The sequence below is a fragment of the Pseudoalteromonas sp. SR45-5 genome (assembly GCF_014163565.1).
GTDB lineage: Bacteria > Pseudomonadota > Gammaproteobacteria > Enterobacterales > Alteromonadaceae > Pseudoalteromonas > Pseudoalteromonas distincta.
The window spans coordinates 1-10,213 of sequence record NZ_JACJDN010000071.1; the positions used below are offsets into that span (position 1 = coordinate 1).

9 protein-coding genes are annotated in these 10,213 nt (G+C 38.3%); 8 read left to right on the forward strand and 1 reads right to left on the reverse strand.

The window, feature by feature from the left end; genetic code table 11:
• The first annotated feature begins 68 nt into the window (after positions 1 to 68).
• From H5072_RS04525 to H5072_RS04535, 3 genes are all read left to right on the forward strand, one after another.
• Entirely contained in the window at positions 69 to 920 is an 852-nt protein-coding gene (locus tag H5072_RS04525; protein ID WP_024597044.1) for a carboxylate/amino acid/amine transporter, read from the forward strand.
• A 69-nt stretch (positions 921 to 989) separates the two neighbouring features.
• A complete protein-coding gene (locus tag H5072_RS04530; RefSeq protein ID WP_182692840.1) occupies positions 990 to 2,315 on the forward strand; it encodes a glycerophosphodiester phosphodiesterase family protein in 1,326 nt (441 codons plus the stop codon).
• A gap of 511 nt (positions 2,316 to 2,826) precedes the next feature.
• Positions 2,827 to 3,561, forward strand: a complete 735-nt coding sequence (locus H5072_RS04535; RefSeq protein ID WP_182692841.1) for a dienelactone hydrolase family protein — start codon at positions 2,827 to 2,829, stop codon at positions 3,559 to 3,561.
• A gap of 19 nt (positions 3,562 to 3,580) precedes the next feature.
• Here H5072_RS04535 and H5072_RS04540 read toward each other — a convergent pair whose 3' ends face one another.
• Positions 3,581 to 4,504 carry a LysR family transcriptional regulator gene (locus H5072_RS04540; protein WP_182692842.1) on the reverse strand — a complete coding sequence of 308 codons (924 nt, stop codon included), beginning with the start codon at positions 4,502 to 4,504 and terminating at the stop codon, positions 3,581 to 3,583.
• Positions 4,505 to 4,661: 157 nt separating this feature from the next.
• Between H5072_RS04540 and H5072_RS04545 the strand changes: the two genes are divergently transcribed.
• The 5 genes from H5072_RS04545 to H5072_RS04565 all read left to right on the forward strand — a co-directional run.
• Positions 4,662 to 5,345, forward strand: coding sequence for a type 1 glutamine amidotransferase domain-containing protein (locus H5072_RS04545; RefSeq protein WP_182692843.1), 684 nt, complete (start codon positions 4,662 to 4,664; stop codon positions 5,343 to 5,345).
• A gap of 116 nt (positions 5,346 to 5,461) precedes the next feature.
• A complete protein-coding gene (locus H5072_RS04550; protein ID WP_182692844.1) occupies positions 5,462 to 6,043 on the forward strand; it encodes a rhomboid family intramembrane serine protease in 582 nt (193 codons plus the stop codon).
• Between the two features lie 87 nt (positions 6,044 to 6,130).
• A complete protein-coding gene (gene yghU / locus H5072_RS04555) occupies positions 6,131 to 6,976 on the forward strand; it encodes a glutathione-dependent disulfide-bond oxidoreductase (protein ID WP_002958173.1) in 846 nt (281 codons plus the stop codon).
• 259 nt (positions 6,977 to 7,235) lie between these two features.
• Positions 7,236 to 9,176: an EAL domain-containing protein gene (locus tag H5072_RS04560; RefSeq protein WP_182692845.1), complete on the forward strand. Its 1,941-nt coding sequence runs from the start codon at positions 7,236 to 7,238 to the stop codon at positions 9,174 to 9,176.
• A gap of 499 nt (positions 9,177 to 9,675) precedes the next feature.
• The coding region (locus H5072_RS04565; RefSeq protein ID WP_182692846.1) for a VCBS repeat-containing protein at positions 9,676 to 10,213 on the forward strand (538 nt) is incomplete at its 3' end.

The following is a 10,213-nucleotide window of genomic DNA, read 5'->3' on the forward strand; positions in this document are numbered from 1 at the left end:
CTTTTATTGTTTATACCCTCACATATAACAGATAAACTTAGCTCAATATTTATTAAAAGATGATGGTTATGCAGTACTTATTTGCAGTCACTTTGCTTTGGGCGTTTTCGTTTAGTTTAATTGGTGTGTATTTAGCAGGCCAAGTTGACGCTTGGTTTAGCGTATTAATACGCATAGCACTGGCAACACTGATTTTTTTACCTTTTTTAAAGCTCAAACAAACGCCTAAACCTTTAGCCTTAAAGCTTATGCTGATTGGCGCTATACAACTTGGTGTTATGTATAGCTTTTACTACCACTCATTTTTATTTTTAACCGTTCCCGAAGTGCTGCTATTTACTGTAATGACTCCTTTGTACATTACCCTGCTAAATGATGTATTGAACAGACGCTTTAACCCACGCTTTTTTATAGTCGCACTTATTGCTGTAATCGGTGCAATTACTATTCGTTACGAAAACCTAAATAGCGATTTCATAATCGGCTTATTAATCGTTCAAGGGGCGAATATAAGTTTTGCTGTAGGCCAAGTTACCTACAAACGCTTAATGAATAACAATCAGCTTGATGACAAAGCCGTATTTGGATGGTTTTTTATAGGCGCACTTATTATTGCCACAATTTGCTATGCATTATTTGGTAACTCAAACAAATTACCAACCACTTTCACACAGTGGGGCATACTAATTTATTTAGGGTTGGTTGCATCAGGACTTGGTTACTTTATGTGGAATAAAGGCGCAACCCTTGTCAACGTAGGTGCTTTGGCAGTTATGAATAACTTGCTTATTCCAGCTGGGATTATAATTAACGTGCTGATCTGGAACAGAGATGCCGATATAGTTCGGTTAAGTATTGGGGCTGCTATAATGTTAGGTGCATTATTGGTCAATCAAATGCTTAATAAAAAAGTAAATTAATAAGCTTGTAGCAAAATTGTCATTAATAATCATTAAGGTAGTACAAATTTTACTTTTTAAGGATAAACAATGAAACGTATTACCTTACTTACAAGCTGTATATTGTTAGCCACACTTGCAGGCTGCGACGATGATGTAGAAATAGTAGAAAAAGAAGTGGTTGTTACCAACACCGAAGTGGAAATTGTTGAAGTACCTACGCCCATTGTTGTAGAGGTTGCTGAAGGAGTAAATATTCAGCTAGGGACTCGCCCTGACTATTTAATTAACGATATGGCGCAAAGCACACTAAAAACAAAATTAGAGTCATGCAGCGAAGGTCCTTTTTACCGCACCGATTTTTCTATTGGTCATCGCGGTGCATCAATGCAATACCCCGAACACACTAAAGAAGCCTACATTGCGGCAGCGAGAATGGGCGCTGGCATTGTTGAATGCGATGTTACATTTACAAACGACAAAGAGCTTGTTTGTCGCCACTCTCAATGCGATTTACATACCACAACTAATATTTTAGCTATTCCTGAACTTGCAGCTAAATGCAGTGTGCCATTTACACCAGCCGACCCTGCTAATGGTATTGCCGCATCAGCTAAATGTTGTACCAGCGATATAAGCTTAGCGGAGTTTTTAACCCTTGAAGGTAAAATGGATGGTGCAAACACTAATGCAACGACCGTTGCCGATTACATGGATGGCACACCAAGTTGGCGCACTGATTTATATGCCACCAACGGCACATTGATGACCCATAAACAAAGCATTGCACTGTTTAATGAGCTAGGTGTAAAAATGACACCAGAGCTAAAATCGCCACAAGTAAGTATGCCATTTGATGGAATGACGCAAGAACAATATGCGCAAAAAATGCTAGACGAGTACACGCAAATGGGTGTGCCAGCCTCAAAAGTTTATCCGCAATCATTTAACCTTGAAGACGTAAAATACTGGATTAACAATAACCCTGACTTTGCAGATAAAAGCGTTTACCTAGATGGACGTGACAGTGAAGCCGGATTTGATCCAAGTAACCCACAAACATGGCAACCGAGAATGGATGAGTTAGTGGCTGATGGGGTGAAAATTTTAGCTCCTCCAATTTGGATGATGTTAACAATAGATAACGAAAGTAATATTGTGCCATCGCAATACGCTATTGACGCAAAAGCAGCTGGTTTAAAGCTTATTGCATGGAGCCTTGAGCGCTCGGGCCCGCTTAATGAAGGTGGAGGTTACTACTATCAATCAATTGCTGATGTTATAGATAACGATGGCGACATGATGACAGTAGTCGACGTACTCGCAAAGGACGTGGGGGTAATGGGTATTTTTTCAGATTGGCCGGCTACGGTAAGTTACTACGCCAGTTGTAATAAAATGCCTGCAAGTATTTAATACCAATCTGCTTATATATGGGGTCTATTTAACGTTAAGAAAATTACGCTAGGGCCTGTTTATCTTTCGAGGTTAAATTTGCATCAGACTGTTTGGTATTTAGGCAAGGCAGGGCCTATGTAGTGTGGTTATTCCCCATAAATAGGCGATAACGTAGCATAAATGCCAAACAGGCGCTGCCCAAAGGGTTCTGCCTAGGGGCTATTTACTCTTTGTTACTCGGTTTTTACTTAGCCCACTAGGTTACAAACCTCGCGCCGCGATTAAATGCCCCCTAGATTGAACAAATTTTAATCCTGAAAGGTCAATAGGCCCTAGAACTAGGCAAAATTTTTTTTATCTAGTTGTTCTAAATAAAAAATTTTTAACGACGTTGTAGTGAAATTTAATTCGTTAAATTGATCAAAGATTTATGCAGGTTGGTATAAATACACAACGACAAAAGTCGTATATTTTATCGCGCTCAGTTACCATATCAGCAAATATAATTTTATTTTACTGAGCGCTTTTTATGATAATCCAACAACATAATGCTGACTTGCCAACACCGACAGGTTTAATGCGAACAACTGTATATCGCCCTCAAGCGCAAGGACAGTTCCCTGCTATCATTTTTTATTCTGAAATATTTCAGCAAACTGCCCCCATCGCACGCAGCGCAGCTATTTTAGCAAGCCATGGCTTTGTAGTGTTAGTGCCTGAAGTGTTTCATGAGTTAAACCCTATAGGCACTGTGCTTGCTTATGATGATACAGGTAAAGACAAAGGCAATGCCGACAAGTGGGCAAAGCCACTTGAGCACCACGACAGTGACACACAAACTATGATCGACTTCATTAGATTACAAAGCTATTGCACAGGCTCCGTCGGCGCAATGGGCGTATGTATTGGCGGTCACTTAGCTTACAGAGCGGCACTAAATCCTGAAATTAATGCGGCTTTTTGTTTATACGCAACTGATATTCACAGCAATACATTACCTGCGCAACCTGGAAGTAACTCATTCGAGCGTATGGCTGATATACAAGGCGAAATTCACTTTATATGGGGCAAACAAGACCCGCATGTGCCAAAAGAAGGCCGCGCTAAAATATACCAGCAATGCGTAAGCACAGGCATCAATTACCAGTGGCAGGAAGTTAACGCACAGCATGCTTTTATGCGTGATGAAGGTGAGCGATACGATGCAGCCCTTGCGATAAATATGTATCAACAAGCGGTGGCATTATTTAGCCGAACTTTATAAATGCTGTAAAAACTACTCATTAAGTACTTTTCAGCATACCTAAAGCGGTATGCTGTTTTACAAAGTATGCTTTTAAGTAATCAATAAACAATCGTAGCTTTTTAGAGCCCGCAGCCCCTGGCGGAAATACCCCGTAAAGCTCAATATCTTTGCTTTTATAATCATCTAATATTATTTCAAGCAGTCCAGCTTGCACTTTTGGCCACGCATCGTAAAGTGGAATACGCCCAATGCCATGCCCTGCTTCAACAAAAGCAGTACGAGCAGCGGCATTATTGGTGCTTAAGGCGCCTTGCATTGTAATATCGTGTTTTTTGCCATCTTTTTGAAGTGTTAATGTTTTACTGCCCAATTGATAAACGACCCATTGGTGCTCTGCTAACTCTAAAGGCGTTTTAGGTTTACCAAAATGTGCAAAGTATTCAGGCGCGCCACAAATACAAGTGCTCATTGTAGTCAGCTTGCTTGCCTGCAAGTTGGAGTCACTCAGTGCCACGCCCCTAATTGCAAAATCAAACCCATTTTTAATAATATCAACCACATCGTCAGTAAGCTGTAAGTCTATTTGAATTTTAGGATATTGGCGCTTAAACGTATTTATAGCAGGCACAATTAACTGCATTCCCACATTTACTGGGCAACTAATTTTAAGTAAACCTTGTGGCTCGCTCTTTATATTTTCTATTTGCTGATTAGCCGCATTAGCTTGTTCGGTAATTATTCTACAACGCTCATAATAAGCGATGCCTGCTTCAGTGAGCGCCATGGTACGGGTTGAGCGATTTAGTAAAGTAACTTCAAGCTGCGTTTCTAATTTTTTTAAATGATAACTTGCAACTGCTCGCGTAAGCCCTAGCTGTTTGGCAGCAGCGGTTAAGCTGCCCTGCTCTACAATTTGTGCAAATACAACCATGCTCTTTAACTGCTCAAACGACACTTTCATAAATGCTCCGTAGTGTGTTTTAAATTCAACCTTTTTATTGTATCAATTATTAAACCAATAAAGTTAAATTTATCATCGTTGTTTAAAGCAGTGTTAGTGCATATAGTAATTGGTAAGCAAGATAAACTAATTCAAATCATCAGAAGGAATATATTCAATGTCTAAAAAAATACTTATGGTTCTTACATCTCACGCAGAACTTGGTAACACTGGCGAAAAAACAGGTTTTTGGGTAGAAGAATTTGCAGCCCCTTATTACGCATTTGTTGATGCTGGCGTTGAAGTAACATTAGCGTCTCCAGCTGGCGGCCAACCACCCATTGATCCGACAAGTACACTTGCCGATTTTCAAACAGATGCAACAAAACGTTACGACGCAGACAGCGCGGCGCAAACATTAATGGCAAACACTAAAGTGTTGAGTGAAGTTAAATCTAGCGATTTTGACGCTGTATTTTACCCAGGCGGTCACGGTCCATTATGGGACTTGGTTGACAACACAGATTCAATTTCACTTATCGAAAGCTTTGTAAAAGAGCAAAAACCTGTTGCTGCGGTATGCCATGCAAGTGCTGCATTTTTAAATGTTAAAGATGCCGATGGCAATACACTAGTTGCGGGTAAAAAAGTAACTGGTTTTACTAACTCTGAAGAAGCTGCAGTGCAACTTACCGATATCGTGCCATTTTTAGTTGAAGACGAGCTAATTAAAAAAGGTGGCGATTATCAAAAAACTGACGACTGGGGTGTATTAGCACTAGAAGACGGTTTAGTAATTACCGGCCAAAACCCAGCAAGCTCTGAACTAGCTGCAAAAAAACTATTAACTAAATTAGGTTAATAGTGAGTAATAATTAAAATTAAGCACAGCATTTTATGCTGTGCTTTTTTAATTGCTTTTCATTAGCAAATACAATTCCTATACTGGCAACTCTTAAAGTCAATTAGGGCGATTATATGGCAACCAAGCCAACCACACTGTCATTACTAACTAGTACCCGTTTCGCAATATTTAGTATTGTTGTTATTTGCTTCGTACTACAAGTGATCAATAGTCTACCTGGCATAAATATTAATGGTTTAGGCATATATCCACGCAGTATCCAAGGATTAATTGGCATACTATGCGCACCTTTTTTACATGGTAGCTGGTGGCACTTTGCCAGTAATATGATCCCATTTGTAGTATTAAGTTGGCTAATTTGCCAGTACAGCGTAAAACGTTTTTATAACGTATTTATTTTTACCGCTCTAATCGGTGGACTTTTAGTTTGGGCATTTGGGCGCAGTAACATACATGTTGGTTTAAGCGGTGTTATATATGGTTTATGGGGCTTTATTCTATGCTACGGATTAGTAAGACGCTCATTAAAATCAATTATAATTGCAGTTGTAGTGGCTATACTTTATAGCGGTTTTATATGGGGTGTTTTACCTCAGCGCTATCATGTATCGTTTGAAAGCCATTTATTTGGAGCGCTAAGCGGGTTGTTTTTAGGTTATAGATTAGCAAAAGCCGATAAATTAAAAGGTCGGTAAATTAAATATTTAGGGCCTTTAATTAATTTTTTATGGCCACATTTATGAGTAAGTATTAAACATTTCCATTTAACATTGAGGTTATTTATGAGCGATCAAAACGAATACACGCCACCAAAAGTATGGACGTGGGAAAGTGAAAGTGGCGGTAAATTTGCCAGCATTAACCGCCCAATTGCAGGCGCGACTCATGACAAAACTCTACCTATTGGCGAGCACGCATTTCAGCTTTATTCTCTTGCTACGCCAAATGGCCAAAAAGCTACAATCATGTTTGAAGAGCTTTTACAGCTTGGTTGCACCGATGCAGACTATGACGCATATTTAATAAACATAGGTGATGGCGATCAGTTTGGATCTGACTTTGTTGATATTAATCCAAACTCAAAAATCCCAGCGCTAATGGATCATTCAACTACCCCACCTACTCGCATCTTTGAATCAGGTTCTATTTTACAGTATTTGGCTGAAAAATTTGATGTACTCATCCCTAAGGATTTGAAAGCTAAAACGCAGTGTCGTAACTGGCTATTTTGGCAAATGGGCTCAGCGCCATATTTAGGTGGTGGGTTTGGTCACTTTTATAGCTACGCACCAAGTAAAATGCAATACCCTATTGATCGTTTTACCATGGAAACTAAACGCCAACTTGACGTTTTAAATCGTCATTTAAGCGAAAATGAATATATGGCGGGTGATGAATACTCAATTGCCGATATTGCAATTTGGCCTTGGTATGGCTCGCTTGTTTTAGGCGACTTATATGACGCAGCTGAATTTTTAGATGTTGCCTCATACACTCATGTTGTTCGTTGGGCAAAACAAGTTGCTGATCGCCCTGCTGTAAAGCGCGGTCGTCGCGTAAATCGCACATGGGGCCCTGAAGAAGATCAAATGGCAGAGCGCCATAACGATAGTGATTTCGAAGGTTAAATCTACTAAACAGCAAGTAAAGTCGTTAACACTTTAACCTGCTTAATAATTTTAAGGCTCATAATAATTATTTATTATGGGCCTTTTTACTGCGCTAACTTTTTTTTTTGCTTTCATAAACTATATTTATTCCTATACTCAGGATTAGAGCCTAACTAATCGATGTTTAATACGCTTTTGTTCATCTGGAATATTTGCAGTATTTCTTGAACGTTTCTCCATCGCTAGTTGGAGTGACTTTTGTATAAGGTTTTACTTAGTGCCATATAAAAATCTAAATAGTGAAGAACGCAGAGAAACCGTTAAAATTTTATACTCCAATGCCATCTCTGGCATTGCCATTTCGATTGTAGTCAGTTTTATATTAGTGTTTGCTTTTGATTTAAATAACCAGAAAATATCCTACGAAAAAAGTATCTGGCTAAGCATTATGGTTGTCTTATTAGCAGCTCGCGCTATTGATGTAATGTGGTTTTATAAAACCAAAAAGGATAGCCCGTTATTTAATGCTGACACATACTCAAAAAGATTTTCAACCGGGTGTATTTTAACTGCGCTATCGTGGTGTGGGTATGCACTTTGGTTTCATAGCACCTCATCAGCAATAGAGACGACGACCACGATTGCTATTTTATCTGCCTTCGCAGGAGGCTCTGCAAATCTGCTTTCAGGAAGCCGAGTAACCGCTGTACTCTATAGCATTATTTTATTGGCGCCTTACTCTTTTTTATTAACCTTTTCTAACGAAAACTACAACTCTGTCCTCGGTATTTTAGGCCTAGCATTTACTGCTATTATGGTGGCTTCATCGTACAAATCAGCCACATTTACACACAGCGCAATCAAGCTCAAAAACCAAAACAGAGAGCTGCTTAACGAAATGGAAAACAAGGTTGAGCAACGCACAGAAGAAATTTACCGTTTATCGAATACCGATCCACTTACAAATCTATTAAACCGAACCGCATTTTTAAAAAATGCAAACAGACAACTAGCAGACAACCCTCAAGAACCCTTTGCTTTATTATTCGTAGATTTAGATGGATTTAAACAAATAAATGATTCGTTGGGTCATAAAGTAGGCGATAAAGTATTAAAAGAAATAGCACGAAGAATTAGTAATGTATGCAATCAACAGCTTTTTAAATGCCGATGGGGCGGGGATGAGTTTTTAATTTTAGCAACGTATCAAAAACAAGCTGAGCTTATCGAGTTTGCAGATAAAGTACTTCAAAGCATTGGTGCCGAGCATGAAACATATAAATATCAAAAATGGGTATCTGCAACTATTGGTATTGCCATGTATCCTGAGCACGGGAGTGATTTTAATACTTTAATTCGCTCTGCTGATACTGCAATGTATCACCAAAAACGCATCGCGAAAGGTAATATCAATATTTATAACGATTCACTCAAATTAATACAAGAAAGAGAGTATCTTTTGAGTCAACGCTTAGCCAGTGCCATAGAAGAAAATAGCTTAAGGCTAGTATTTCAACCAATTGTTGATAGCAAAACCTCAAAAGTAACCTCTTTTGAATCATTATTACGCTGGCAACTAGATGGTGAAAATATTTTCCCTGATGAATTTATAGCTATTGCCGAGCAGTACGGTTTAATAACCGAGTTAGGTATTTGGGTAATAGAACAGGCATGTATACAAGCAACAAAATTAAGTCACTTACAACCACAAATTGCTATAAGCGTAAACGTATCGGTTATTCAGCTACAAGATCCTGATTTTGTATCTAAGGTATTAAAAATAGTAAATCGCCACCAGGTAGAACCTAAAAACCTACACATAGAAATTACTGAGTCAGTATTTGCCGAGGATAAACTCACATTTTTGACAGCCGTTAAGGCACTACAAAAACAAGGCTTTTGTATTTCAATTGATGATTTTGGTACAGGCTACTCATCACTATCAAGCATGCTTGATATTGGTGTAGATATAGTAAAAATAGACAGAAGCTTTATTCAAAATATGGATAAAAGAGGGTTAAGTATTATTCATGCAATTGTACAAATGGCCTCTACTTTAGATTTTACTGTTGTTGCAGAAGGCGTTGAAACTATTGAGCAAGCAAACACACTCACTAAAATTGGTGTATCTCACCTACAAGGTTATTACTTTTCAAAACCGATGGAAGTAGATTTTGTAGATGCTTATTTAAATGAGCAAAATAAGCAATGTAGTTAACAACCAAGCACTTCTAAAAGCGCTTAGCTACCATATGAGTTATGTGCTACCTTTCTTGTTGGGCCTGTTTATTTTTTGAGGTTGAATTTGCAGCAGACTGTTTGGTATTTAAGCAAGGCAGAGCCTATCTAGTGTGGTTGTTAATCATACATAGTTGATAACGTAGTATTAATACCAAAATGCGCTGCCCAAACGGTTCTGCCTAAGGAGATTGACTCTTTGTTACTAGATTACAAACCTCGCGCCGCGATTAAATCGTCCTTAGATTGAACAAATTTCAATCCTTAAAGGTCAGCAGCCCCTCCCTAAAACATAATCTTACAATTGCTTACACCCAGTACATAGTAATTAGCGTAGGCTAAATATAATCCAACTTACATATGTATATTACGTTTAAACGAAAAAGCCCCAGCGCTGGATAGTAGGTAAAATTATGCGCTGACGCTGCTTAAATAATAAAAACTTTAACGATACAACTAAATATAAAAAAGGAATTTGCATGATAAAACCACTTTGCTATTCACTCATCACTTTACTTACCCCCATAAGCGTTATAGCTCAAACAATGGCAATAAAAACAACGGATGAATTAGTATCAACCGATTCAGAGATTTTATTTGCATATAATAAAGAATTAAAACAATTAGAAGCCATCAATTTACTTACATCACTTAGTAGTGAACTTGCTTTACCAAAAAACGCCATCGGGTTTGATGTGGCAACACTTGCTAACATCACCGATAAACAAGCACTCGTACTAACAAGTGATGGCGTATATAAAGCCCAAGCAGGTAAACCAACATTGTTGTTTAATTATGAGTCGGTTCTTAATCAATTAAAAATAGATAAATTTGAAAAAGTAGACTTTGTTTTCGATGCTAACAACGATGGTCTAAGCGATATTTTCATTCCTGGGTTAGCAAGCAGTACTTTATACATTCAAAATAAAGATGGCAGCTTTAAGCCTAACCAATTTAAGCAAATACCTAAATATGAAGGCCGCTTTTCAGGAAAAGGGCTTTCTTTAGAAGTTAATA